Annotated in this window: 23 protein-coding genes; 9 read left to right on the top strand and 14 right to left on the bottom strand. The window is 67.7% G+C overall.

Annotated elements, in window-relative coordinates:
• Window positions 1-218: 218 nt before the first annotated feature.
• Genes EJJ38_RS18305 through bioB form a run of 5 tightly spaced genes read right to left on the bottom strand, consistent with a single transcriptional unit; the run spans window position 219 to window position 5,203 of the window.
• Window positions 219-1,193, bottom strand: coding sequence for a beta-ketoacyl-ACP synthase III (locus tag EJJ38_RS18305; RefSeq protein ID WP_127091883.1), 975 nt, complete (start codon window positions 1,191-1,193; stop codon window positions 219-221).
• Window positions 1,190-2,455, bottom strand: a complete 1,266-nt coding sequence (locus EJJ38_RS18310) for an adenosylmethionine--8-amino-7-oxononanoate transaminase (RefSeq protein ID WP_127091884.1) — start codon at window positions 2,453-2,455, stop codon at window positions 1,190-1,192. The genes EJJ38_RS18305 and EJJ38_RS18310 overlap by 4 nt, the downstream gene beginning before the upstream one ends.
• Window positions 2,455-3,075, bottom strand: a complete 621-nt coding sequence (bioD, locus tag EJJ38_RS18315; protein ID WP_127091885.1) for a dethiobiotin synthase — start codon at window positions 3,073-3,075, stop codon at window positions 2,455-2,457. Before bioD ends, EJJ38_RS18310 begins: the two co-directional genes overlap by 1 nt.
• Window positions 3,072-4,217, bottom strand: a complete 1,146-nt coding sequence (locus tag EJJ38_RS18320; RefSeq protein WP_127091886.1) for an 8-amino-7-oxononanoate synthase — start codon at window positions 4,215-4,217, stop codon at window positions 3,072-3,074. The genes bioD and EJJ38_RS18320 overlap by 4 nt, the downstream gene beginning before the upstream one ends.
• Complete coding sequence (bioB, locus tag EJJ38_RS18325) at window positions 4,214-5,203, bottom strand: biotin synthase BioB (RefSeq protein ID WP_127091887.1); 990 nt, start codon at window positions 5,201-5,203, stop codon at window positions 4,214-4,216. Before bioB ends, EJJ38_RS18320 begins: the two co-directional genes overlap by 4 nt.
• Window positions 5,204-5,409: 206 nt before the next feature.
• Here bioB and EJJ38_RS18330 point away from each other — a divergent pair, with 206 nt between their 5' ends.
• Window positions 5,410-5,757 carry a cupin domain-containing protein gene (locus tag EJJ38_RS18330; RefSeq protein ID WP_127091888.1) on the top strand — a complete coding sequence of 116 codons (348 nt, stop codon included), beginning with the start codon at window positions 5,410-5,412 and terminating at the stop codon, window positions 5,755-5,757.
• Window positions 5,758-5,825: 68 nt separating this feature from the next.
• Here the strand turns inward: EJJ38_RS18330 and ptsN are convergent, their stop codons facing one another.
• From ptsN to paaA, 7 genes are all read right to left on the bottom strand, one after another.
• On the bottom strand, window positions 5,826-6,290 hold the full coding sequence (gene ptsN / locus EJJ38_RS18335; RefSeq protein WP_127091889.1) for a PTS IIA-like nitrogen regulatory protein PtsN: 465 nt from the start codon (window positions 6,288-6,290) through the stop codon (window positions 5,826-5,828).
• 233 nt (window positions 6,291-6,523) lie between these two features.
• Window positions 6,524-7,117: a ribosome hibernation-promoting factor, HPF/YfiA family gene (gene hpf, locus EJJ38_RS18340; RefSeq protein WP_127091890.1), complete on the bottom strand. Its 594-nt coding sequence runs from the start codon at window positions 7,115-7,117 to the stop codon at window positions 6,524-6,526.
• 300 nt (window positions 7,118-7,417) lie between these two features.
• Entirely contained in the window at window positions 7,418-8,524 is a 1,107-nt protein-coding gene (paaE, locus tag EJJ38_RS18345) for a 1,2-phenylacetyl-CoA epoxidase subunit PaaE (RefSeq protein WP_205666213.1), read from the bottom strand.
• 11 nt (window positions 8,525-8,535) lie between these two features.
• Complete coding sequence (gene paaD / locus EJJ38_RS18350; protein WP_127091892.1) at window positions 8,536-9,039, bottom strand: 1,2-phenylacetyl-CoA epoxidase subunit PaaD; 504 nt, start codon at window positions 9,037-9,039, stop codon at window positions 8,536-8,538.
• Window positions 9,039-9,815, bottom strand: a complete 777-nt coding sequence (gene paaC / locus EJJ38_RS18355; RefSeq protein ID WP_127091893.1) for a 1,2-phenylacetyl-CoA epoxidase subunit PaaC — start codon at window positions 9,813-9,815, stop codon at window positions 9,039-9,041. The genes paaD and paaC overlap by 1 nt, the downstream gene beginning before the upstream one ends.
• 239 nt (window positions 9,816-10,054) lie before the next feature.
• Complete coding sequence (gene paaB / locus EJJ38_RS18360; protein WP_127091894.1) at window positions 10,055-10,342, bottom strand: 1,2-phenylacetyl-CoA epoxidase subunit PaaB; 288 nt, start codon at window positions 10,340-10,342, stop codon at window positions 10,055-10,057.
• Window positions 10,343-10,442: 100 nt separating this feature from the next.
• On the bottom strand, window positions 10,443-11,432 hold the full coding sequence (gene paaA / locus EJJ38_RS18365) for a 1,2-phenylacetyl-CoA epoxidase subunit PaaA (RefSeq protein WP_127091895.1): 990 nt from the start codon (window positions 11,430-11,432) through the stop codon (window positions 10,443-10,445).
• 230 nt (window positions 11,433-11,662) lie between these two features.
• On the opposite strand from paaA, the gene fumC reads away from it, so the two are divergent.
• From fumC to EJJ38_RS18380, 3 genes are all read left to right on the top strand, one after another.
• Complete coding sequence (fumC, locus tag EJJ38_RS18370; protein WP_245454350.1) at window positions 11,663-13,063, top strand: class II fumarate hydratase; 1,401 nt, start codon at window positions 11,663-11,665, stop codon at window positions 13,061-13,063.
• Between the two features lie 84 nt (window positions 13,064-13,147).
• Complete coding sequence (locus tag EJJ38_RS18375; protein WP_127091897.1) at window positions 13,148-14,773, top strand: NAD-dependent malic enzyme; 1,626 nt, start codon at window positions 13,148-13,150, stop codon at window positions 14,771-14,773.
• A 17-nt stretch (window positions 14,774-14,790) separates the two neighbouring features.
• Window positions 14,791-16,068, top strand: a complete 1,278-nt coding sequence (locus EJJ38_RS18380) for a threonine/serine exporter family protein (RefSeq protein ID WP_127091898.1) — start codon at window positions 14,791-14,793, stop codon at window positions 16,066-16,068.
• Here the strand turns inward: EJJ38_RS18380 and paaX are convergent.
• Together paaX and EJJ38_RS18390 are read right to left on the bottom strand one after the other, a co-directional pair.
• Window positions 16,001-16,906, bottom strand: a complete 906-nt coding sequence (gene paaX / locus EJJ38_RS18385; RefSeq protein WP_127091899.1) for a phenylacetic acid degradation operon negative regulatory protein PaaX — start codon at window positions 16,904-16,906, stop codon at window positions 16,001-16,003. The genes EJJ38_RS18380 and paaX overlap by 68 nt on opposite strands.
• 89 nt (window positions 16,907-16,995) lie before the next feature.
• Window positions 16,996-17,781 (bottom strand): TetR/AcrR family transcriptional regulator, encoded by a 786-nt coding sequence (locus tag EJJ38_RS18390; RefSeq protein ID WP_127091900.1) that lies wholly within the window; start codon window positions 17,779-17,781, stop codon window positions 16,996-16,998.
• A 254-nt stretch (window positions 17,782-18,035) separates the two neighbouring features.
• On the opposite strand from EJJ38_RS18390, the gene EJJ38_RS18395 reads away from it, so the two are divergent.
• The 5 genes from EJJ38_RS18395 (at window position 18,036) to EJJ38_RS18415 (ending at window position 22,730) form a co-directional block, all read left to right on the top strand.
• Window positions 18,036-19,208, top strand: coding sequence for an ABC transporter substrate-binding protein (locus EJJ38_RS18395; protein ID WP_127091901.1), 1,173 nt, complete (start codon window positions 18,036-18,038; stop codon window positions 19,206-19,208).
• A 232-nt stretch (window positions 19,209-19,440) separates the two neighbouring features.
• Window positions 19,441-20,313, top strand: a complete 873-nt coding sequence (locus tag EJJ38_RS18400; RefSeq protein ID WP_127091902.1) for a branched-chain amino acid ABC transporter permease — start codon at window positions 19,441-19,443, stop codon at window positions 20,311-20,313.
• Entirely contained in the window at window positions 20,313-21,260 is a 948-nt protein-coding gene (locus tag EJJ38_RS18405) for a branched-chain amino acid ABC transporter permease (RefSeq protein ID WP_127091903.1), read from the top strand. The genes EJJ38_RS18400 and EJJ38_RS18405 overlap by 1 nt, the downstream gene beginning before the upstream one ends.
• On the top strand, window positions 21,257-22,045 hold the full coding sequence (locus EJJ38_RS18410; protein ID WP_127091904.1) for an ABC transporter ATP-binding protein: 789 nt from the start codon (window positions 21,257-21,259) through the stop codon (window positions 22,043-22,045). The genes EJJ38_RS18405 and EJJ38_RS18410 overlap by 4 nt, the downstream gene beginning before the upstream one ends.
• On the top strand, window positions 22,032-22,730 hold the full coding sequence (locus tag EJJ38_RS18415; protein ID WP_127091905.1) for an ABC transporter ATP-binding protein: 699 nt from the start codon (window positions 22,032-22,034) through the stop codon (window positions 22,728-22,730). The genes EJJ38_RS18410 and EJJ38_RS18415 overlap by 14 nt, the downstream gene beginning before the upstream one ends.
• Window positions 22,731-22,770: the final 40 nt, after the last annotated feature.

A 22,770-nucleotide genomic window follows, 5' to 3' on the forward strand; every position in this document is an offset into this window, starting at 1 on the left:
CGGGACACCACCCGGCACGCCCCCTCCCAACCCTCCCCCGCAAGCGGGAGAGGGCTTTTGCGATCCGCGCAACGCCAAGCCCACTCTTCTCTATCGAGACGGCCTCTTCTCACCCGCATGCCGAAAACTCCCTCTCCCGCTTGCGGGGGAGGGTTGGGGAGGGGGAAAAGGTTGCAGGAAAAAGAAAAGACCGCCCACAGACACGGCCCGCAAAACCCTTACACCGTCAGCACGCACGCCCCGCCGGTGAGCCCGCCGCCCGCGGCGGTCATCAGCACCACCTCGCCCGCCCGCAGGGGCCGTTCCTGGTGGGAGAGGGACAGGGACAAAGGGATGGTTCCGGAGGAGGAATTGCCGAAGCGGTCAATGGACCGGGCCACCTTCTCGTCGGGAATACCGAGGCCGTGCGCCACCGCATCCACCAGCCGGGCATTGGCCTGATGGGCGATGAAGCGGTCCACCTGCCCCACACTCAGGCCCGCCTCGGCAAGTGCCGCGCGGGCGCTGTCGCTCATGAGCCGCACCGCCCCCAGGAACAGCGCCTTGCCGTCGGTGAGCGTCATGCGGGTGTCCTCCACCGGCAGGTCCGGGGAGAAGGGACGGTTCGATCCTCCGGCGGGGATATGGACAAGCTCATAGCCGGTACCATCCGCCGCGAGGCTGATGCCGCGCAGGCCCCCCTCGCCGCCCGGCCCAACGACAACCGCGCCCGCGCCATCCGCGAAGATCACGCTGGAGCCGCGCTCGGCCGGATTGATGCGCCGGGACAGAAGGTTGGCGCCGATGACGAGGACCGGCCGCCGCCATGTGCGCACGAACGACTCCGCCATCACATAGGCATAGAGGAAGCCCGCGCAGGCGCCCGCCAGATCCACCGCGCCGGACTTCGTGAGGCCCAGCCGGTGCGCCACCAGCGGGGCGGAGGGCGGGAGCAGATGGTCGGGCGTCGAGGTGGCGAGAAGGGTCAGTCCCACGTCGGAGCGGTCGATCCCGGCTTCCGCGAGCGCCATGGCCCCCGCCTCCTGCGCGAGGCCCGACAGCGTGTCCTCCGGCCCCGCCCAGCGGCGCTCCCGAATGCCCGTGCGCCGCTCGATCCAGCCCGGCTCCAGGCCGAGGCTGGCCTCGATCTCCGCGCTCGTCACCACCCGCGCGGGGGCAGCATGGCCGATCCCCAAAAGGCGCGTATTGCTCACGCCGCGCTCCCGAACAGGGTGCCGGCCTCGTCGATGGCGTCATAGAGGGCGCCCAGCTCGGCGCCGGTGACGCAATAAGGCGGCATCACATAAAGCACATTGCCCAGGGGGCGCAGGAGGAAGCCGCGCTCCAGGAAGAAGGCGCGCAGCTTCGGCCCAACCTCCGCCAGATAGCCGCCCACCGGCACTTTCAGGTCCAGCGCCGCGATGGTGCCGCAGGAGCGGACATTCTCGAAGCGGGCATCCTCCTCGAACCGGGCCACATGCTCGGACTGGGCCGCGCACAAGGCGGCGATGCGCTGGGCCACGGGCTCCTCGCGCCACACCTTCACATTGGCGAGCCCCGCCGCGCAGGCGATGGGATTGGCCGTGTAGGAGGAGGAATGGAAGAAGGTGCGAGAGCGGTCGGGCGAATAATGGGCCTCGAACACCTCCTCGGTGGCGAGCGTGGCGGCCAGCGGAACGGCGCCGCCGGTCAGGCCCTTGGAGGTGCACAAGATGTCCGGAGAAACATTCGCCTGGTCGCAGGCGAACAGGCTGCCCGTGCGGCCCCAGCCGGTCATCACCTCGTCGGCGATGAGCAGCGTGCCGGTCTCCCTGGCGATGCGCGCCAGTTCCTTCAGCACGGCCGGGGAATAGAAGAGCATGCCGCCCGAGCCGAGCACCAGCGGCTCCACGATGAGGGCGGCGGCGCGACGCTGGCGGGCGATGGCCTCGAAGGCGTCCACCACCTCCTGTTCCCGGCCGGCAACCGGCACGGGGATGCGGTCCACCTCGAACAGCAGCGGCTCGTAGGCGGCATTGAACACGCCCCGCGCGCCCACGCTCATGGTGCCGATGGTGTCGCCGTGATAGCTCGATTCCATCACCACGATGCGCGAGCGCGCCTCGCCCCGGTTGCGGTGGGTGCCCAGCGCCATCTTCAGCGCCACTTCCACGGCGGTGGAGCCGGAATCCGAATAGAAGACCCGCGTGAGACCGGGCGGCGCGAGGGTCACCAGCTCCCGCGCCAGCGCCTCGGCGGGCGGATGGGTGAAGCCCGCGAAGATGAGCTGGTCGAGGCTTTCGCTCGCCTCGCGGATGGCCGCCATGATGGTGGGATGGCGGTGGCCGTGGGTGGTCACCCACCAGGAGGAGATGGCGTCGAGGATGCGGCGCCCGTCGGACGCCTCCAGATAGGCCCCCTCGGTGCGCAGGATCAAGGTGGGCGCCGGCTCCGTCGCATGCTGCGTGAAGGGGTGCCAGACGGGCGATTGGGTCATCACAGAAAGTCCCGGATCTCGAACGCTTGCCCGAAGGCGGCCGCCACGGCGTCCGGGGTGAGCGGAGCGATGGGCGGCAGACGGCCCAGCACCTTCACCCCGGAAAAGGCGGCGATGACGGCCTGGCTGTCGGCCATCTCCTCGCCGATGAAAGCGATGCCCTTCACCGGAATGCCGCGCGCCTTCAGCGCCTCCACGGAGAGCAGCGTATGGTTGATGGTGCCGAGCGTGGTGCGCGCGCACAGCACCACGGGCAAGCCCCAGCGGGCGAACAGATCGATGGTGAGCAGGCGCCGGGTGAGCGGCACCATGAGCCCCCCCGCCCCTTCCACCACCAGCGGGTCGTGCAGCGGCAAGACGAGGCGGTCGGGATCGATTTCCACGCCTTCCGCCTCGGCGGCCAGATGCGGCGAGGCGGGAAGCTGGAGCCGGTACGCCTCGGGCAGGATGCGCGCCGCCGGGACGCCGCCCACGCGGGTCACGGTCTCGCTGTCGGTGGCCTCCTCCAGGCCGGACTGGACCGGCTTCCAGTAGAAGGCGCCAAGGGCGGCGGCGAGGGCGGCGGAGAAGACGGTCTTGCCGATGCCGGTATCGGTGCCGGTCACGATGAGGCGGCTCATGCGGGAACCTCGTCCATGGCGCGGGCGATGGAATCCACGAGGCCCATGACCGTTTCCGCATCCACGTTGAGCGTGATGGAGATGCGCAGGCGCGCCGTGCCCTCGGGTACGGTGGGCGGGCGGATGGCCCGGCAATCATACCCGTCCGCCCGCACCCGGGCGGCGACGGCGGCGGCGCGGGCATTGGAGCGCAGCAGAACGGGGATGATCTGCGAGCCCGAGGCCGGAACCCCAAGCCGCTGGCGCAGCGAGCCTTCCGCCACCTTCACCAGATCGGCGAGGCGGGTGCGGCGCTCCGGCTCGTCCTTCAGCATGCGCAGCGCCTCGCGCACGCCCGACGCCACCAAGGGCGAGGGCGCGGTGGCATAGATGAAGGGCCGGGCGCGGTTGACCAGGAAGTCCAGCAGCGCCGGATGGGCCGTCACCAGCGCGCCTGAGACGCCCAGCGCCTTGCCGCAGGTGTGCACGCAGATGAGCCCCTCGCGCCCCTCATAGGGCGCCGCGAGCCCGCGCCCGTCCGGGCCGAACACGCCCGTGGCGTGGGCCTCGTCCGCCACCAGGAAGCCGTCATGGCGCTCGGCGATCTCCATGAGGTCGGCGAGCGGCGCCGCGTCGCCGTCCATGGAATAGATGCTCTCCACGGCGATGAAGGGCGTGCCCTTGCCGCCCGCCGCGCGCCAGGCGCGGATCGCTTCCTCCACCCGGCCGGGATCGTTATGGCCGCCATCCACGCACTCCGCCTTGCCCGCCTGCATGCCCGCATGGACCGAGGCGTGGATCAGCGTGTCATGCACGATGAGGTCGCCCCGGCGGGGCAGCGTGGAGAAGATGGCGAGGTTCGCGTCGAAGCCGGAGGCGAAGAACAGGCAGGCGGGCGCGCCGAAGAAAGCCGCCGCCTCGCGCTCCAGCGCCTCATGCTCGGGATCGTTGCCGCGCAGCAGCCGCGAGCCGCGCGCGCCGATATCCACGCCCCGCTCCAGCGCATCGGCCATGGCCGCGCGCATGCGGGGCGCGACGGCGAGGCCGAGATAATCGTTGGATGCGAAATCGTGGCCGGTGCGCGGCTCCAGGGCGCGGCCCCGGCTGCGCTCCCGCAATCCCTCCAGGGTTGCCGTGAAGCGGCCGAGCCGCCCTGCGCTCATTGCGCGGTGTCCAGCTCCTCGGCGCTCACGCCCAGCCGCCGGAACAGCGCCGTGTCATGGTCCTCGCCCGGATTGTCGGCGGTGAGCAGGCAATCGCCGATGAAGATGGAATTGGCGCCCGCGAAGAAGCACATGGCCTGCAGTTCGTCGCTCATCTCCGTGCGTCCGGCGGAAAGCCGCACATAGGAGGTGGGCATGAGGATGCGGGCGAGCGCGATGACGCGCACAAACTCGATGGGATCCACCTTCGGCGCGTTGGCGAGGCGCGAGCCGGGAATGGGGATGAGCATGTTGATGGGCACGCTCTCCGGCGGCACCGTCATGTTGGCGAGGGTGAGCAGCATGTCGATGCGGTCGCCCTCGCTCTCGCCCATGCCCAGGATGCCGCCCGCGCACACCTTCATGCCCGCCTCGCGCACATTGGAGAGGGTCTCCAGCCGGTCGGCGAAGGTGCGGGTGGTGATGATCTCGCTGTAATAGCGCTCGGACGTATCGATATTGTGGTTGTAATAATCGAGGCCCGCCGTGGCGAGGCGCTTGGCCTGGAACGGGTCCAGCATGCCCAGCGTCATGCAGGTCTCCATGCCGAGGGCTTTGACGCCCTCCACCATGGCGATGACCATGTCCATGTCGCGCTCCTTGGGGGAGCGCCAGGCGGCGCCCATGCAATAGCGCGTCGCGCCGCCGTCCTTGGCCTTGCGGGCCTCGGCCAGCACGCGCTCCACTTCCATGAGCTTGGACGCCTTCAGCCCGGTGGGGGCGAGGGCGGACTGGCTGCAATAGCCGCAATCCTCGGGGCAGCCGCCGGTCTTGATGGAGAGCAGGCGGCTCATCTGCAGCTTGTTGGGATCGAAATGGGTGCGGTGGATGGTCTGCGCCTCGAACAGGAGATCGTTCAGGGGCAGGTTATAGAGACGCTCCGCATCCTCGCGGGTCCACAGGCTGCGCACCTTATCGTCCTGAGGAACGGGCACCACCACATTCATTGTTTTCGACCCATCTGTTCGCTTTCCCCCATGGAATTATACCCGAATGGCGGGATGAGAAAGAGCCCTGCGTTTCATGGCGCCCCCTGCCGCTGCGTCGCCATGCCCCGAAGGGGCCTCGCCGAGGGCGCTTCGGGCTGGACGGGCCCGGCGCGCAGGGCCAATGTCGCTCGCCTTTACCGCGCCTTGCGCAACCGGGATCGCCCATGAAGCTGCATTCTCTCGACCGCTCCACGGCGGACATCATCGACGCCCCCGTCAAGCCCGAGGCCCTGATCTCCGGCGCGCCCGATCCGCGCGCCCTCGTCACCTACGACGCCCCGGCCGAGCGCCTGTGCGCCGGCGAATGGGAGGCGGGCGTCGGCAAGTGGCGCGTGACCTATGACGAGTGGGAATATTGCCTGATCATTTCGGGGCGCTGCATCGTCACAGGCGACGACGGCACCGTGATCACGGCCGGCCCCGGCGACACGTTCGTGCTGGAACCGGGCTTCGCGGGCACCTGGGAGGTCTTGGAGCCCATGCGCAAGCACTGGGTTGTCCGCACGCCCTGACGCAAAAAGGCCCGTGAGATGTGTCTCACGGGCCTTCCGCCAGATCGAAAAAGACACCCGCCGCCGTATCAGGCGGCGTCGGAAGCCGAGGTCGCCGTCAGCAGCGCATGGATGGCGCCGCCATCGCGGGTGGCGCGCAGCTTCTCGGCAACCGCCGGGTCCCGCAGCATGCGGGCGACCCGGGCGAGTGCCTTCAGATGGTCCGCCCCCGCCGCCTCGGGCGCGAGCAGAAGGAAGATGAGGTCCACCGGTTCGCCGTCCAGCGATTCGAAATCGATGGGCTTCTCCAGCCGGGCGAAGGCCCCGAACAGGCGCGGCAGGCCGGCCAGCTTGCCGTGCGGAATGGCGATTCCATTCCCGACGCCCGTGGAACCCAGCCGCTCGCGCTGGAGCAGCGTCTCGAAGATTTCCCGCTGGTCCCGCCCTGCGAGATCGGCGGCATGAAGCGCAAGCTCCTGGAGAGCCTGCTTCTTGCTGCTCGCCCGCAAGGACGGGAAGACCGCCTCGGGGGCGAGAAGATCGGCAAGGGGCATCGAACCAATATCCCGGATCTAGAGCGCGACCGTCCCCCTCGAAGCGCCTGGGCACCTCAAGGGGGACGTGAATCGCTCTGTAATCAATGGTTTAGAGACTGATTCACCGCTCAGGCTGAATCAACCTGAGCGGATCAGGCTCTAACGCACCGTCCGCGCCGGCGCCGGAGTGGCGTCGGCGACGCGACGGAGCGGGTAGGACGGCGCAACACCGTCCCCGCCCCTCGTGGGGCTCAATGTTTTTCCTCGGAGAAGGCCGCAGGATCGATCCATCCCACATGCCCGTCCGGGCGTCGATAGACCACGCTCATGCGCCCGTGGCTGGCATGACGGAACACCACCACCGGCGCGCCGGTAATCTCCAGTTCCATCACAGCGTCGGCCACGGTCAGCTCGCGCAGCTTGGTCACCTGCTCGGCGACCACGGTGGGGCTCCAGCCGGAGAGGTCTTCGTCCTCCTCCCCCTCGGGCGCCGCCTCAAGCACATAGGCCTGAGCGGCGAGCGCGCCGTTGGTATTGCTGTTGCCGTGGCCCTGGCGATCCTTCATGCGCTGTTTGTAGCGCCGAAGCCGCTTCTCCACCTTCTCCAGGGCGGCATCCGCGCTGGCATTGGCGTCGTGAGCGCTTCCGTGGGCCTGCAGGTTCACGCCGGAGTCCAAGTGCAGCATGCATTCCGAACGATAGCCGGAGCCGTCGCGGGACACGGTGACGTGTCCGGACCACCCGCCGTCGAAATATTTGCCAAGCACTTCGGAAACGCGGTCCGACAACCGGGTGCGGAGCGCCTCTCCAACGTCGATATTCTTACCCGACACGCGTAAGGCCATGCGATTTGGTCCCCTTTGGAGTTGGTCGCGGGAAGCTCCCCCGTGCCCCTCCCGTTCTTACAAACCGGCCGGCCCATCAGTGGTAGGATCGCTGCGACCAACTGTCAACGACGCAGCAAACGCAAGGGCCGGTGGCACCGTCCCACCTGCGCCGAACCACGAGAATCACGCCTTGAGCAGGGTCAAATGCCGCCCGCGTCACAAAAGGCATCCTGGATACGCCTTTTCTAAACGAAACTGCCCCGGCAAACCGCTGAGGGTCGGCCGGGGCAGCAGTCGCAAAGGGGCCGGAGCCCGGTCTCACATCTGGTCGTAATCCACCACCACGCGCGGGCTGGTGGGGTGCGCCTGGCAGGTGAGGACGAAGCCCGCCTTCACTTCCCACGGCTCCAGCGAATAGTTCAGCTCCATCTGGGTCGTGCCCTCGACCACCTTGGCCCGGCAGGTGGAGCACATGCCGCCCTTGCAGGCGAAGGGCAGGTCCATGCCTGCCCGCAGCGCGGCGTCGAGGATGGATTCGCCCTCGGCCACCGGCACGTCGCGCCGCTTGCCGTCCACGATCATGGAAGCAACGTGCGCGGGCGGCGCGTCGGCCTGGACCACGGGCTTGGGACGCGGCTTGCCGCCCAGCGCGGAGACGAAGCGCTCCACATGGATCTTGTCCTCGCCCAGGCCGAGATCCTTCAGCGTCGCCTCAAGGTCGTCGATCATGCCCGTGGGGCCGCAGACGAAGGCGTGGTCCACCGCCGCCGCCGGCACCATGGCGGTCAGCAGCAGGCGCACCTTCTCGCCGTCCAGGCGCCCGTTGAGGATGGGCAGGTCCTGCTCTTCCTTGGACAGGACATGGAAGATGGACAGGCGCCCGAGGAAGCGGTCCTTCAGCTCCTCCAGCTGCTCCCGGAAGAGAATGTCGCCGGTGGACTTGTTGCCGTAGAACAGGAAGAAGCGGCTGCGCGGCTCGCGGGTGAGCACGCCGCGCACGATGGACAGGATGGGCGTGATGCCCGAGCCCGCCGCGAATCCCACATGCAGGCGCCCGTCCTCGGCCGCCGCGAGGCCGAAGCGGCCGGTGGGGGTCATCACCTCCAGCGCGTCGCCGGCCTTGAGCGTGTCGTTCACCCAGGTGGAGAACAGGCCGTTCTCGACCTGCTTCACGGCGATGCGCAATTCCCCGTCATCGGGGCCGGAGCAGATGGAATAGGAGCGGCGCACATCCTCGCCCTCCACCATGGCGCGCAGCGTCAGATACTGGCCGGGCGCGAAGGCATAGTCGCCGGCAAGGTCGGACGGCACGTCGAAAGCGATGGAGACGGCATCCTGCGTCTCGCGCTTCACGTCGCGCACGTTGAGGCGGTGGAATTTGGGGGCAGCGGCCTTGGTCGGCGCGGCGTTGTCGGTAGCGGGCATGGCGTCACCCTTCAGTGGCATTTGAAGTAATCGAACGGCTCGCGGCAGGTCTTGCACTGCCAGAGCGATTTGCAGGACGTGGACCCGAACGGGGCGAGTTCGGCCGTGCTGGTGGAGCCGCATTGCGGGCAGGCCACCTGATCCTCGCCGAACAGGGCCCGGCGCCCGCCGCCCTTGGCGGGCGGCGCGATGCCGTATTCGCGGAGCTTGCGGCGCCCGTCCTCGGTCATCCACTCGGTGGTCCAGGCGGGCGAGAGCACCGTCTTGACCGTGACGGGGCCGATCCCCGCCTTTTCCAGCGCCAGCTCGATCTCCAGCGCGATCATGTTCATGGCCGGGCACCCGCTATAGGTGGGGGTGATGGCCACTTCCACGCGCCCGTCCACGATGGCGACGTCCCGCAGGACGCCGAGATCGGCAATGGACAGGACCGGGATCTCCGGATCGGTGACGGCTCCCGCCACGCGCCAGACTTCGCCGCGCAGCGCCTCAGAATCGTGAAGCGCCGCGGACATCACCAGGTCGCCCCGGGGAAGGCACGCTGCATGTATTGCAGGTCGCTCAGCAGGTGGCCGAGATGCTCGGAATGCTCGCCGCTGCGGCCGCCCTTCTGCATCCAGGCGTTCTGGGGCAGCGTGAGGCCGGCCTGCGCCACCACCTTGGCGACGCTCTCCAGCCACACGGCGCGCAGCGCCTCCGGATCGGGAACGATCCCCTCGGCGATCAGCGAGCGCTCGCCCGCATCGGTCTCGAACATCTCGCCGGTGAAGGCCCAGAGGCCGTCCAGCGCCTCCTGGGCCCGGCGGTGGCTCTCCGGCGTGCCGTCGCCCAGGCGGATCACCCATTCGGCGGAATGGCGCACATGATAGGCGCTTTCCTTCTCCGCCTTGGCGGCGATGGCGGCCAGGGTGGCGTCGGAGGAGCCCATCAGCGCCCGCCAATAGGGATCGATGAAGGCCGAATAGAAGAGCTGGCGCACCATGGTGGCGGCGAAGTCGCCGTTGGGCTGCTCCACGAGCAGCAGGTTGCCGTAGCCGCGCACGTCGCGCAGATAGGCATAGGCATCCTCGTCGCGGCCGGCAGCTTCCACTTCGCCCGCATAGGTATAGAGCGAGCGGGCCTGGCCGATGAGGTCGAGGCCCATATTGGCGAGGGCCATTTCCTCTTCCATCATGGGCGCCTTGCCGCACCATTCGGACAGGCGATGGCCCAGGATCAGCGCGTCGTCGGCGCGCCGCAGGAGGTAACGGACGAGCGGCGTCTCCGCCACGGTAATGGACGCTCCGGCCATTGGTGTTTCCTCATTTGCTGACAGCCCGTCCCGCATCCGGGATCGGAACGCGGCCGCATCACGCGCAGCCGCCGCAACTTCCTCCCTGCCCGCACGCGCGAGGCCGGGATCTCTTCCATTAAAGAGGGGCATGGGGGGCGGCCCTCAAGCGCGACGCACCCATCCGCGAGGAACCCGCCCGCCCCGTCCTCCCCCGCAGGCGGGAGAGGCCCTCCGTCCGCCCCGAAGGGCGGACCGGATCACATGTGGCCGACTTCGTCGGGCACTTCATAGAAGGTGGGGTGGCGATAGATCTTCGAGGCGGTGGGCTCGAACATCATGCCCTTCTCCGAGGGATCGGAGGCGGTGATGGCGTTGGACGGCACCACCCAGATGGAGAGCCCTTCGCCGCGCCGCGTATAGAGATCGCGGGCGGACTGGAGCGCGAGGGTGGCGTCCGGGGCGTGCAGCGAGCCCACATGCTTGTGGGACAGGCCGTTGCGGGAACGGATGAACACTTCCCAGAGCGGGATGGTCTGGCCGGCCATGATGCGTTTCCTCAGGAAGATGGGCGCCCGGCTGACCCGGGCCGCCTCGGTTGGTTCGGACCATCGGCACCGGCCATGGCCGGTGCCGCAGGGATTTCGCTCAGGCCGCCTCGGCCTGGACGCGGCGCTTCTCGGCGAAGGCGAGCGCGGCCTCGCGCACCCAGGCGCCATCCTCATGGGCCTGGCGGCGCGCGGACATGCGGTCGCGGTTGCAGGGGCCGTTGCCGGCGATCACCTGCTTGAACTCGTCCCAATTGATGGTGCCGTAGTCCCAGTGGCCGGTTTCCTCATTGAGCTTGAGGTCCGCGTCGGGGAGCGTCAGGCCGAGATACTGGGCCTGGGGCACGGTGGCATCGACGAACTTCTGGCGCAGCTCGTCATTGGAGAAGCGCTTGATCTTCCACTTGGTGGACTGGTCGGAATGCATGCTCGCCGCATCGGGCGGGCCGAACATCATGAGGCAGGGCCACCACCAGCGATTGAGCGCGTCCTGCGCCATCTGCTTCTGCTCGGCGGAGCCCTTCGACAGCGAGATCATGATCTCGTAGCCCTGGCGCTGATGGAACGACTCTTCCTTGCACACGCGGATCATGGCGCGGGCATAGGGGCCGTAGGAGCAGCGGCACAGCGGGATCTGGTTCATGATCGCGGCGCCGTCCACGAGCCAGCCGATGGCGCCGATATCCGCCCAGGTGAGGGTCGGGTAATTGAAGATGGAGGAATACTTGGCCTTGCCGGACAGGAGCTGGTCCACCAGTTCCTCACGGGAGGTGCCCAGCGTCTCGGCGGCGGCATAGAGATACAGGCCATGGCCGCACTCATCCTGGACCTTGGCCAGGAGCGCAGCCTTGCGGCGCAGCGAGGGCGCGCGGGTGATCCAGTTGCCCTCGGGCAGCATGCCGATGATCTCGGAATGGGCATGCTGGGAAATCTGGCGGGTCAGGGTCTTGCGATAGGCCGCCGGCATCCAGTCATTGGGCTCGATGCGGTCTTCGTCATCGATGCGCTCCTGGAAGCGCGCCACCAGCGCGGCATCCTCAAGGGTGCGGTCACCGGCATCCGGATTGGCGTTCAGGGCCTGCGTGTACATGTGGCTCCTCCCTATGTTGGAATCACTATATGTAACAAAAAATCTAAACTCAATCTAATTCTGTAACGCTTTAACCTCGACGCGCGGTTCCTGGATCCCCGACACCGAAAAGCCCCTGTTTCGACTTGCCTTGGTCGTCACAAAGCAGTTGCATCCCTCGGGCAAGCCACGCTGGCCACATTCCTGCCGCCGCCCCCTCCCCATAACGCGAAGAGGCAAACGTGACTGAGATGCGCACTGAAACCGACAGCCTGGGCGAAGTCCAGGTTCCGGCCGACAAGCTCTGGGGCGCCCAGACCCAACGGTCCCTGGAGCATTTCAGCATCGGCAAAGACCTCATCCCCCGCGAGATGATCACGGCCTATGCCACGCTCAAGAAGGGCGCCGCCGCCGCCAACCACAAGGGTGGCCGGCTGGGCGAAGAGCAGTTCAAGCTGATCACCGCCACCTGCGACGAAATCCTGGCGGGCCAGCACCACGATATGTTCCCGCTGCACGTCTGGATGACCGGCAGCGGTACCCAGTTCAACATGAACGTGAACGAGGTGATCTCGAACCGTTGCTGTCAGCTGGCGGGCACGCCCATCGGCAGCAAGACGCCGGTCCATCCCAACGACCACGTCAACATGTCCCAGTCGTCCAACGATTCGTTCCCCTCCGCCATGCACATCGCGGTGGGCGTGAACGCCACCACCCGCCTCATCCCGGCGGTCGCCGCCCTGCGCGACGCCATCACGGCCAAGGCCGAGGAATGGGCGGATGTGGTGAAGATCGGCCGCACCCACATGCAGGATGCGACCCCCCTCACCCTCGGCCAGGAATGGTCGGGCTATGCGGGCATGCTCACCGACGACCTGGACCGCCTCAACGACGCGCTGAAGGGCGTCTATCGCCTGGCGCTGGGCGGCACGGCGGTGGGAACCGGCATCAATGCGGCCCCCGGCTTCGCCGAGGCGGTGGCGGCCGAGATCGCCAGCCTCACCAGCCTTCCCTATGTGACCGCGCCCAACAAGTTCACGGTCCAGGGCGCCCATGATGCCCTGGTGCAGTTCTCCGGCACCCTGCGCACGCTGGCGGCCTCGCTCTACAAGATCGGCAACGACATCCGCCTGATGTCGTGCGGCCCGCGCGCGGGCTTCGCGGAGCTGATCATCCCGGAGAACGAGCCCGGCTCGTCCATCATGCCCGGCAAGGTGAACCCCACCCAGGCCGAAGCGCTCACCATGATCGCGGTGCAGATGATGGGCAACGACGTGGCGGTCGGCTTCGGCGGCGCCAGCGGCTACCTGGAGATGAACGTCTACAAGCCGCTGATGATCCACAACATCTGCCACTCCATCACCATCGCCACCGACGGCTGCACCAACTTCCGCACCTTCCTGATCGAGGGCACCAAGCCCAACTACAAGAAGATCCAGGAATATGTGGACCGCTCGCTCATGCTGGTGACCGCGCTTGCCCCGGTCATCGGTTATGACAAGGCCTCCAAGATCGCCCACCACGCCATGGACAACGACCTCACCCTCAAGGAGGCGGCGCTCGACCTCGCCTTCGTCACCGAGGAGGAGTTCCTGCGCGTGGTCGATCCCGCCAAGATGGTGGCGCCCTACGTCGCCAAGGAAGATGCCTGAGGCCCACAGCCGCCTCGCTCTCCGTCTGCTCCTTTCCCGCCGCCCCTCCGGGTGGCGGGTCACCCATATGAGGGACACCGCATCATGTCCGAGACTCTGACCGGCCAAGCCCTGCTGCACAGTCCGACCTTCAACCGCGGAAGCGCCTTCGCCGAGGCCGACCGCGCCCGCCTCGGGCTTGAGGGCATGCTGCCCCCCGTGGCGGACACCCTGGAAACCCAGATCGCCCGGGTGCATCTGCAGCTCGAAACCCTGGACAACGACCTGCAGAAATACCTGCTGCTGAGCGACCTCCAGGCGCGCAACGAGACCCTTTATTACGCCGTGCTCCAGTCGGACCCGGCCACCTTCATGCCGCTGGTCTATACCCCAACCGTGGGCGAGGCCTGCCAGAAGTTCGACCATGTGCTGCGCGCCAGCCGCGGCATGTATCTGCCCATCACCGCCAAGGGGCGCCTCAAGTCCATCCTGGCCAACTGGCCGCAGAAGGACGTGCGCTTCATCGTCGTCACCGATGGCGAGCGCATCCTGGGCCTCGGCGATCTCGGCGTGAACGGCATGGGCATTCCGGTGGGCAAGCTTGCCCTCTACACGGTGTGCGCGGGCGTTCCCCCGGAGCTGACCCTGCCCATCACCCTGGATGTCGGCACCAACAACCCGCTCTATCTCGACGACCCGCTCTATCTGGGCCTGCGCCAGAACCGGGTGCGCGGCGCGGAATACGATGCCTTCATCGAGGAGTTCGTGACCGCCATCACCGAGCTTTATCCCAAGTGCTGCCTGCAGTGGGAAGACTTCGCCAACATCAATGCCGTGCCGATCCTTGAGCGCTACAAGGACCGCACCTGCACCTATAATGACGACATCCAGGGCACGGCCGCCGTGGCGGTGGCCGGCATCTATGGCGCGCTGCGCATCTCCAAGGAGAAGCTCACCGACCAGACTTTCCTGTTCCTGGGCGGAGGCTCCGCGGCCACCGGCATCGCGGAACTCATCAGCGAAGCCATGGTGCTGGAGGGCCTCACCATCGAGGAGGGCCATGCGCGCAACTGGCTGTTCGACATTAACGGCCTGATGGTGAAGTCGCGCACCGACCTCGCCGACTTCCAGAAGCCGTTCGCCCACGACCATGCGGCGTGCACCTCCTTCGTGGAGGCCATCGAGCAGATCAAGCCCACCGCCATCATCGGCGTCAGCACCGTGCCGAAGCTGTTCAACCAGGCGGTGATCGAGGCCATGTCGCGCATCAATGCGCGGCCCGTCATCTTCCCCTATTCCAACCCCACCTCGCGCTCCGAGTGCACGGCGGAAGAGGCCTATAAGTGGTCCGCCGGGCAGGCCATCTTCGCCTCGGGCAGCCCGTTCCAGCCGGTGACTTTGGGTGACAAGACCTTCGTCCCCGGCCAGGGCAACAACGTCTATATCTTCCCGGCCATGGGCATGGCGGTGCTGGCCACCCAGGCCACCCGCGTCACCCAGGACATGTTCATCGTCGCCGCCCAGGCGGTGGCCGAACTGGTGACGCAGGAGGACCTGGACAAGGGCCTCATCTATCCGCCGCAGAACGACATCCGCAAAGCCTCGCTCCATGTGGCGGCGCGCATCGCCGAGCGCATCTATGACAAGGGCCTCGCCCGCGTCCCGCGCCCGGACGATATCGCCGCCCATATCGAGGCGATGGCCTACCAGCCCGCCTATCCGAAGGTGTGAAAATGAAGGCGGGCCCCATGCCGACAACAGCGACCGACGAGCGCAAGCAGGCGCTCGCTTTGGTGGAGGCCACGGCCCGCCTTCTCTTCACGAACGGCCAGACAACGGAGCGTACCGTCCATGCGGTGGTGCGCCTCGGAAAGCATCTGGGCTTCAACTTTGAAGTCACCGCCCGCTGGGGCGAGTTCACCCTGCGCAGCCTGGAAGAGGACGGCTCCGACCAGATCACGGTGCTTTCCCTCGTCCCTATGGGCGTCGAGATGCACAAGGTGATGGAGGCGCTCCATATCGTGGACAAGGTGTGCAGCGGGGCGCTCACCGTCGGCGCGGCGCTGACGCAGCTCAATCAGGTGGCGAAGCTCAAGCCGGTCTCCCTGCTGCGCTTCGGCCTCCTGGCCGCCCTGGGCGCCTCTGCGCTGGCCGTCATCGGCGGGGCAACGCAGCCGCTCGTGCTCCTCATCGTCTTCGCCAGCACGCTTGCGGGCGCGTGCCTGCGCCGGGGCATCGCCCACGCTTTCCCAAGCCCCCTGCCCCAGCCTCTGGGCGCGGCCTTCCTGGCAGGGCTTGTGGCCACCGCCGCCTCCTGGTTCCTGCCGCCCGAATCCGTGTTCCTGATCGCCTTGTGCCCCTGCATGGTCCTGGTGCCGGGGCCGCACCTGCTGAACGGAACGCTGGACATCGCCCATCTGCGCGTTCCCCTGGGCGCGGCCCGGCTCGCCTATGGCAGCGTGATCATCCTGCTGATTTCCATCGGGCTCATTTCCGGCCTGGTCTCCGGCGGGCGGAACCTACCGCTCGCCGGCGGCCTGGACGACGTGCCGCTCATCATCGACATGATCGCCGCCGCCCTGGCGGTCGCCGCCTACGGCACCTTCTTCTCCATGCCCTGGCGGATGCTGCCGTTTCCCATGGTGGTGGGCATGCTGGCGCACGCCCTTCACTGGCTGGGCCAGAGCGCGGGGCTCGGCCTTGCGCTCCCGGCCTTCATCGCCTGCCTGTTCGTGGGCTGCGTGGTCACGCCTCTGGCCAATCGCCTGCGCCTGCCGTTCGCGGCGGTGGCGTTCGCCTCCGTGGTGTCGCTGGTGCCGGGCTCGTTCGTGTTCCGCATGTGCGACAATCTCATTCAACTGGTGAATGCCAGTGCCGCCACGGCCCCGCCGCTCCTGTTCGCGGCCATGGTCAACGGCACCAATGCCGCGACCATCCTCATCGCCATGGCTTTCGGCCTCATCCTGCCGAAGACGATGATCGAGGACCTGTTCCCGCCGCGCTATCTGACGCCGGAGCGCTCCTGAAGCGCCGCCAGTTCTCCTCGCCCGGCGGCAGCGGTTCGCCATATTCGTTCACCGCATGGGCATCGAGCCAGCGCTCGGCGCCCGGCAGCAGCGCGCCATAGACCTCCGCGCAGAGCCGCCGCGCCTCGCCGCCCGGCCATGCGGATGGCAGAAGCTCCTCCGGCAGCATGGGATCGCGCAGCACGATGCGGCGATATTCATGGATCAGCAACACACGGGCCAGCAGGCATTCGATGTCGGAGAGCGCATCGCCTTCGGCCAGCGCCGCGCGCAGCGGCCCGAACGTCTCCAGGAAGCGCCCATAGGCGGCGCCGGTCGCCTCCAGCGCGAAGGCGCGCGTCGCCAGTGCCCGGCTTTGCGCCGCATCCCCCGTGGCGCTGAGGCGCACCAGCCCGTCCAGGTCCGGCACAGGCGTGCCGCCGGGCGCCACCCACACGCCGGGCGCCAGCGTGCCGAAGCCCGCCTCCTCCATGACCGGACGCGCGGCGGGATCACCCGCCACCAGCTCGAACCGGCCAGCCCAGGGCGGCGGATCGGCGCTGTAGATGTGGGCCGTGGCCTGCCGGAAGACGTCCCGGCCCTTTTCCGCCAGCCGGTAATAGGAATTGCGCCCCACCTTGGTGCGCTCCAGCCATCCGTCCGAGGCGAGGCGCGACATGGCCGTGCGCACGACACCGTCCGAAATGCCCATGGCCTTGAAGAAAGCGGAAAGCGTGCCGAGCCAGACGCTGCCGCCGCGCGGCACGATGGCGTCGCCATAGATGGTCACGATGATGGACCAGGTGCGCGAGGGCTCGGCGCGGATATGGTCGAGGATGGCGTCAAGGGGATGGGACATGCCCGATCCATAAAGCCCCGCGAGACCTTGCGGAAGCCGTCACGCCCATGCAGGACGCATCCGTGCGGTCAAACCGTCCCGTGGGCGCGTCAGAGCGCCTTTGCCGGAACCCGCGCTTTCGCGGCGGTGGCGCGCGGCTTGGCGGCCGCCGTGCGGGGCTTGGCCGGCGCCTTCACGCCCGCCGCCGGCGTGGGCCTGGGGGCCGGTGTTGCAGCGGCCTGGCCATTCTCTTGCGCGTCCGCGCCCTTCGCGGGCACTGCCTCCGCCTCGACGCCCACCGAGGCCATCGCCTGCGCCGCGCCGCCGGAGATGAGCGCGGTGACGAGCCGGGCATAATCGGTGCGGGTCAGGCCCTTGCCGTCGCGGAACCAGAGATAGTGCCAGTTCAGCATGCCGAACAGGGACATGGTGACCGGCTTCAGCAGCGGCCCGCGCCCCACTTCCGGCACCGCCTCGGCGATGGCGTCGGAGAACAGCACCACGATGGTCCGCTCCATGCCGCGCAGGATTTCCTGGCGCTCCTTCGGCAGCAGCTTGAGATTCGCGATCTGGATCTGATGCTCGGCATCGGCATCCCGATAGGCTTCCAGCAGCGCCGCGCAGATGGCTTCGAGGCGCGCCTTCGGGCCCTCCGCCGCAGCGGCCGCCGCCTCGACCGCCTGGATCAAGCTTTCGAGATGGGCCGAGATGATGTCGAAGAGCAGCGCTTCCTTGTCGGAATAATAGTGATAGAGCAAGGCCTTGGACACGCCGCACGCATCCGCGATCATGGTGATCGAGGTGCCGGAATAGCCGAACCGCGCGAACAGCTCCGCGGAGCTGTGCAGAATTGCCTGCCGCTTGGTGTCGTAATCCTGTGCGCGGGTGCGAGCCATCCTTAAGTCCATCCATCCTTCACCGGAGCCCGGAACCAAAACCCGTCCCCCGTGGGAATTCCGTCCGGCCCTTCAAACATTGTCCGGTTGGCCGATCAATGTAACGGAACATCGCGGGGGCCGCCACGGATAAGATTGACCAATCGGTCGGTTAATCTTAGATTGGCAACGTCGCCGTCCTTCCCTAAGGTGGCGGCCGGGAGGCGGGCCAAACCCGCTCCCATCGATCAGGACCCTTTTGGGAGGAACGCCACATGCGAACGTCCGTAACCGGACGGTGGGCGCTGCGCGCCGTCGCCCTTGCCGCCGCCATTTCCACGAGCCTTGGATCCAGCTTCGCCCTCGCGGCGGACCCTGTGAAGATCGGCTCCGTGGTCTCCGCCACCGGTCCGGCCGCCTTCCTGGGCGACCCCGAGGCGAAGACGCTGAAGCTTTATGTCGAAGAGCTGAACAAGAAGGGCGGCCTGCTGGGCCGGCCCGTCGAGCTTGTGCTCTATGACGACGGGGGCGACGCCAACAAGGCCAAGACCTTCGCCACCCGCCTCGTCGAGGACGACAAGGTGGTCGCCATGGTCGGCGGCACCACCACCGGCACCACCATGGCCATGATCCCGGTCTTCGAGGATGCCAAGGTGCCCTTCATCTCGCTGGCCGGCGCCATCGAGATCATCGAGCCGGTGCGCGAATTCGTCTTCAAGACCCCGCACACGGACAAGACCGCGTGCCAGAAGATCTTCGAGGACATGAAGGCCAAGGGCTTCACCAAGATCGGCATGATCTCGGGCACGGACGGCTTCGGCAAGTCCATGCGCGCCCAGTGCCTGAAGGTGATCGGCGACTACGGCATCACCGTGCTGGTGGACGAGAATTACGGCGCGTCGGATTCCGACATGACGCCCCAGCTCAACAAGATCAAGAACACCGCGGGCATCCAGGCGGTGCTGAACCCCGGCTTCGGCCAGGGCCCGGCCATCGTGACCCGCAACTACGCCCAGCTCGGCATCACCCTGCCGCTCTATGAGAGCCACGGCGTCGCTTCCAAGAGCTACGTGGACCTCGCCGGCCCCGCCGCCGACGGCGTGCGCCTGCCCGCCCCCGCCTTGCTGGTGGCCGACAAGCTCGCCGCAGACGACCGGCAGAAGGCGGTCGTGATGGAGTACAAGACCATCTACGAGAAGGCCACGGGCCAGCCGGTCTCCACCTTCGGCGGCTATGCGTTCGACGGCATGCAGCTCATGGTCAAGGCCATCGAGACCGCCAAGTCCACCGACCCGCAGAAGATCCGCGACGCCCTTGAGAACACCAAGGACTATGTGGGCGTGACCGGCATCTACACCATGTCTGCCAAGGACCATCTCGGCCTCGGCACGGACTCCTTCCGCCTGCTCCTCATCAAGGGCGGCGACTGGGTCATCGAAGGCAAGTGAGCCGCTAGCTCCCTCCTCCCTTCCCCCTCCCCACCCCTCCCCCGCACGCGGGAGAGGGAGCTGGGACAGGTGTAACGGAAAGCCCTCTCCCGCCTGCGGGGGAGGGTTGGGAGGGGGCCGACCAGGCAGTGCGGCATCGCCTGGGTTTCAAAAACCGCAGCCCTTTCCTTATCGTCTCTCCTCCCGCTCACGGGAGAGGAGCCCCCTTCAACAGGACCCGCGCGAGCAATCCATGGCCGAGTTCCTGCAATTGGTGTTTTCGGGTCTGACGGTGGGCGCGGTCTACGCGCTCGTCGCGCTCGGCTTCACACTCATCTACAACGCCTCGGACGTCATCAATTTCGCCCAGGGCGACTTCGTGATGATCGGGGGCATGGGCACCGTGTTCCTGGCGGCTGCGGGCATCGCGCTGCCGCTCGCGGCCCTCATGGCCATCGTGGGCGCGGTCATTGTCGGCCTGCTGCTGCACCGGCTCGCCATCGAGCCCGCGCGCGGTGCCTCGCCGGTGGCCCTCATCATGATCACCATCGGCGCGTCGATCTTCATCAAGGGCATCGCCCAGGTGGTGTTCGACAAGCAGTTCCATTCCCTGCCCGCCTTCTCCGGCGACACCCCCATCCAGGTGGGCGGCGCCACCATCCTGCCCCAGAGCCTGTGGGTCATGGGCGTCGCGCTCGGCCTGTTCGTGGCGCTGTATCTCTTCCTTGAGAAGACCCTGCTGGGCAAGGCGCTGCTGGCCACCGCCGCCAACCGGCTCGCGGCGCGCCTCGTGGGCGTCAACGTCACCATCATCCTCGCGCTCGCCTTCGGCGTCTCGGCGGCCATCGGCGCCATTGCGGGCGTGGTGGTCACGCCCATCACGCTCACCCGCTATGACGTGGGCACCATGTTCGCGCTCAAGGGCTTCGCCGCCGCCATGGTGGGCGGCATGGGCAATCCGCTGGGCGCGGTGGTGGGCGGCCTGCTCATCGGCCTGCTGGAAGCGTTCGGCGCGGGCTACATCTCCTCCACCTACAAGGATGCCGTGGCCTTCGTGGTGATCCTCCTGGTGCTGTTCTTCCTCCCGCGCGGCCTGTTCGGCGGGCGCTCCGTGGAGCGCGTGTGATGGCGGCGAAGCTTCTCAATTCGCGTCTCGCGACGCTGGTCTTCCTCGCCATCATCATCGGCGTGATCCCCTATCTCGCCCCGTCCGCCTTCTATCTGCGGGTGGCGGCGGTGGTGTGGGTGTTCGCGCTCGCCGCCCTCGGCCTCACCGTCCTCATGGGCTATGCGGGCCAGGTGAGCCTCGGCCATGCGGGCTTCCTGGGCATCGGCGGCTATGCGGTGGCCATCGGCCCGGCCCAGTTCGGCCTTCACCCGGCGCTCTGCCTGCTCATCGGCGCGGTGATCGCGGGCGTGCTCGCCTTCCTGGTGGGGCGACCGATCCTGAAGCTAAAGGGCTATTACCTCGCCATCGCCACTTTGGGCTTCGGCGTCATCCTCTCCCTGGTCTTCCACAGCGAGAGCCAATGGACCGGTGGCCCGGACGGCATGCAGGTGGCCCGCGTCACCCTGTTCGGCTGGCGCCTGTCGGGCTCGGCCAACTGGTATTGGGTCACGGGCGGCGCGCTGCTCATCGGGGCGTGGCTGGCGCTGAATATCGGCGCGAGCCCCACGGGGCGGGCGCTCAAGGCACTGCACGACAGCGAGGTGGCCGCCGCCGGGTCCGGCATCGACGTGAGCGCCAAGAAGCTCGCCGCCTTCGTCATCGGCGCGGTCTATGCGGCAGTGGCCGGCGGACTGCTGGCGGCCATGAACGGCCTCATCACGCCCGACGCGGCCGGCTTCATGCACTCCATCGAGCTGGTGGCCATGGTCATCATCGGCGGCCTCGGCTCGGTGCTGGGCGCCGTGGTGGGCGCCGCCTTCCTGGTGGTGCTGCCCCAGGCCCTCACCTTCATGCACGATTACGAGCAGGCCGTGCTCGGCTTCCTCATCATGGCGTTCATGATCTTCCTGCCGGCGGGCATCGTCCCCACCGTGCGCAAATGGCTGCTGGAGCGCCTGTCATGAGCCTCCTTTCGGTCGAAGGCATCGGCATCTCCTTCGGCGGCCTCGTGGCCGTGGACAATGTGGGCTTCAACGTGGAAGCCGGTCAGGTCTTTTCCATCATCGGGCCGAACGGCGCGGGGAAGACCACCCTCTTCAACCTCGTCACGGGCATCTACAAGCCGCTGCGGGGCCGCGTCTCCATGGCGGGCGAGGATGTGACGAGCCTCGCGCCCCACCTGCTGGCGAAGCGCGGCATGTCGCGCACATTCCAGAACCTGCAGATCTTCTTCCGCATGACCGCGCTGGAGAATGTGATGGTGGGCCGCCACATGGCGGAACGCTCCTCGCTCCTCTCCGACATTCTCGGCCTGCCCACCGCCGGGCGGCAGAACGCCCTGACGCGGGATGCCGCCATGGCGCTGCTCGCCCGCGTCGGCCTCACCGATGTGGCGGAGGCCACCGCCGGCTCGCTCTCCTATGGCGTTCTGAAGCGCCTGGAGATCGCCCGCGCGCTCGCCGCCGAGCCGAAGGTGCTGCTGCTGGACGAGCCCGCCGCAGGCTGCAACGCGGTGGAGACGGAAGCCATCGACCATCTCATCGGCGAGATCGCCAAGAGCGGGGTCGCGGTGGTGCTGATCGAGCACGACATGAAGCTGGTCATGAAGATTTCCGACCGCGTGCTGGTGCTGGCCCAGGGCCGCCACCTCGCGGAGGGCCCTCCGCGCGAAGTGCGCGAGAACCCGGCGGTGATCGCGGCCTATCTGGGCGAACACGGCACCCGGGAGGCGGATCGTGCTCACGGTTGAGAATCTCAACTCGGCCTATGGCCGCATCGCCGTCCTCCACGACGTGAACCTGGAAGTGAAGGCGGGCGAGATCGTCGCGCTGGTCGGCTCCAACGGCGCGGGCAAGACCACGCTGCTGCGCACGCTCTCCGGCGTGCAGCCCGCCGCCTCCGGCCGCATCCTGTTCGAGGGCAAGCCCATCGAGCGCATGGAGGCCCATGCCCGCGTGGCGCTGGGCATCTCCCAGTCGCCCGAGGGGCGGCAGGTGTTCGGCCCGCTCTCGGTGGAGGACAATCTGCGCCTCGGCGCCTTCCGCCGCCGCAGCCCCGACAAGAACACGCTGGCCCATGTCTATGACATGTTCCCCGTGCTGGCGGAGAAGCGGCGCATCTCGGCCATGAGCCTGTCGGGCGGGCAGCAGCAGATGCTGGCCATCGGCCGCGCGCTGATGGCCGCGCCCAAGCTGCTGCTGCTGGACGAGCCCTCGCTCGGCCTCGCCCCCCTGCTTATCGACCAGATTCTCGGGGCGGTGGTGAAGCTGAAGGCCGAGGGCATCACGGTGCTGCTGGTGGAGCAGAACGCTTCCGCCGCCCTCGCCATCGCCGACCGGGGCTATGTGCTCGAAACCGGGCATGTGGTGCTGGAAGGCAAGGGCAGCGACCTGCTGGAAGACCCCAAGGTGCGCGCGGCCTATCTGGGCGTCTGATCGACTGCACATTTTATAGGCAGAACCGATCCCGCGCGAC

Origin of the sequence: Aquabacter cavernae (assembly GCF_003993795.1) — a bacterium.
Classification (GTDB): Bacteria; Pseudomonadota; Alphaproteobacteria; order Rhizobiales; family Xanthobacteraceae; genus Aquabacter; species Aquabacter cavernae.

What these genes read in the sequence shown, in the direction of transcription:
- EJJ38_RS18310 (WP_127091884.1), bottom strand. Translation starts at nt 2,455, where the DNA reads ATGACCCAATCGCCCGTCTGGCACCCCTTCACGCAGCATGCGACGGAG.
- bioD (WP_127091885.1), bottom strand. Translation starts at nt 3,075, where the DNA reads ATGAGCCGCCTCATCGTGACCGGCACCGATACCGGCATCGGCAAGACC.
- EJJ38_RS18320 (WP_127091886.1), bottom strand. Translation starts at nt 4,217, where the DNA reads ATGAGCGCAGGGCGGCTCGGCCGCTTCACGGCAACCCTGGAGGGATTG.
- bioB (WP_127091887.1), bottom strand. Translation starts at nt 5,203, where the DNA reads ATGAATGTGGTGGTGCCCGTTCCTCAGGACGATAAGGTGCGCAGCCTG.
- EJJ38_RS18330 (WP_127091888.1), top strand. Translation starts at nt 5,410, where the DNA reads ATGAAGCTGCATTCTCTCGACCGCTCCACGGCGGACATCATCGACGCC.
- ptsN (WP_127091889.1), bottom strand. Translation starts at nt 6,290, where the DNA reads ATGCCCCTTGCCGATCTTCTCGCCCCCGAGGCGGTCTTCCCGTCCTTG.
- hpf (WP_127091890.1), bottom strand. Translation starts at nt 7,117, where the DNA reads ATGGCCTTACGCGTGTCGGGTAAGAATATCGACGTTGGAGAGGCGCTC.
- paaE (WP_205666213.1), bottom strand. Translation starts at nt 8,524, where the DNA reads ATGCCCGCTACCGACAACGCCGCGCCGACCAAGGCCGCTGCCCCCAAA.
- paaD (WP_127091892.1), bottom strand. Translation starts at nt 9,039, where the DNA reads ATGTCCGCGGCGCTTCACGATTCTGAGGCGCTGCGCGGCGAAGTCTGG.
- paaC (WP_127091893.1), bottom strand. Translation starts at nt 9,815, where the DNA reads ATGGCCGGAGCGTCCATTACCGTGGCGGAGACGCCGCTCGTCCGTTAC.
- paaB (WP_127091894.1), bottom strand. Translation starts at nt 10,342, where the DNA reads ATGGCCGGCCAGACCATCCCGCTCTGGGAAGTGTTCATCCGTTCCCGC.
- paaA (WP_127091895.1), bottom strand. Translation starts at nt 11,432, where the DNA reads ATGTACACGCAGGCCCTGAACGCCAATCCGGATGCCGGTGACCGCACC.
- fumC (WP_245454350.1), top strand. Translation starts at nt 11,663, where the DNA reads ATGCGCACTGAAACCGACAGCCTGGGCGAAGTCCAGGTTCCGGCCGAC.
- EJJ38_RS18375 (WP_127091897.1), top strand. Translation starts at nt 13,148, where the DNA reads ATGTCCGAGACTCTGACCGGCCAAGCCCTGCTGCACAGTCCGACCTTC.
- EJJ38_RS18380 (WP_127091898.1), top strand. Translation starts at nt 14,791, where the DNA reads ATGCCGACAACAGCGACCGACGAGCGCAAGCAGGCGCTCGCTTTGGTG.
- paaX (WP_127091899.1), bottom strand. Translation starts at nt 16,906, where the DNA reads ATGTCCCATCCCCTTGACGCCATCCTCGACCATATCCGCGCCGAGCCC.
- EJJ38_RS18390 (WP_127091900.1), bottom strand. Translation starts at nt 17,781, where the DNA reads ATGGCTCGCACCCGCGCACAGGATTACGACACCAAGCGGCAGGCAATT.
- EJJ38_RS18395 (WP_127091901.1), top strand. Translation starts at nt 18,036, where the DNA reads ATGCGAACGTCCGTAACCGGACGGTGGGCGCTGCGCGCCGTCGCCCTT.
- EJJ38_RS18400 (WP_127091902.1), top strand. Translation starts at nt 19,441, where the DNA reads ATGGCCGAGTTCCTGCAATTGGTGTTTTCGGGTCTGACGGTGGGCGCG.
- EJJ38_RS18405 (WP_127091903.1), top strand. Translation starts at nt 20,313, where the DNA reads ATGGCGGCGAAGCTTCTCAATTCGCGTCTCGCGACGCTGGTCTTCCTC.
- EJJ38_RS18410 (WP_127091904.1), top strand. Translation starts at nt 21,257, where the DNA reads ATGAGCCTCCTTTCGGTCGAAGGCATCGGCATCTCCTTCGGCGGCCTC.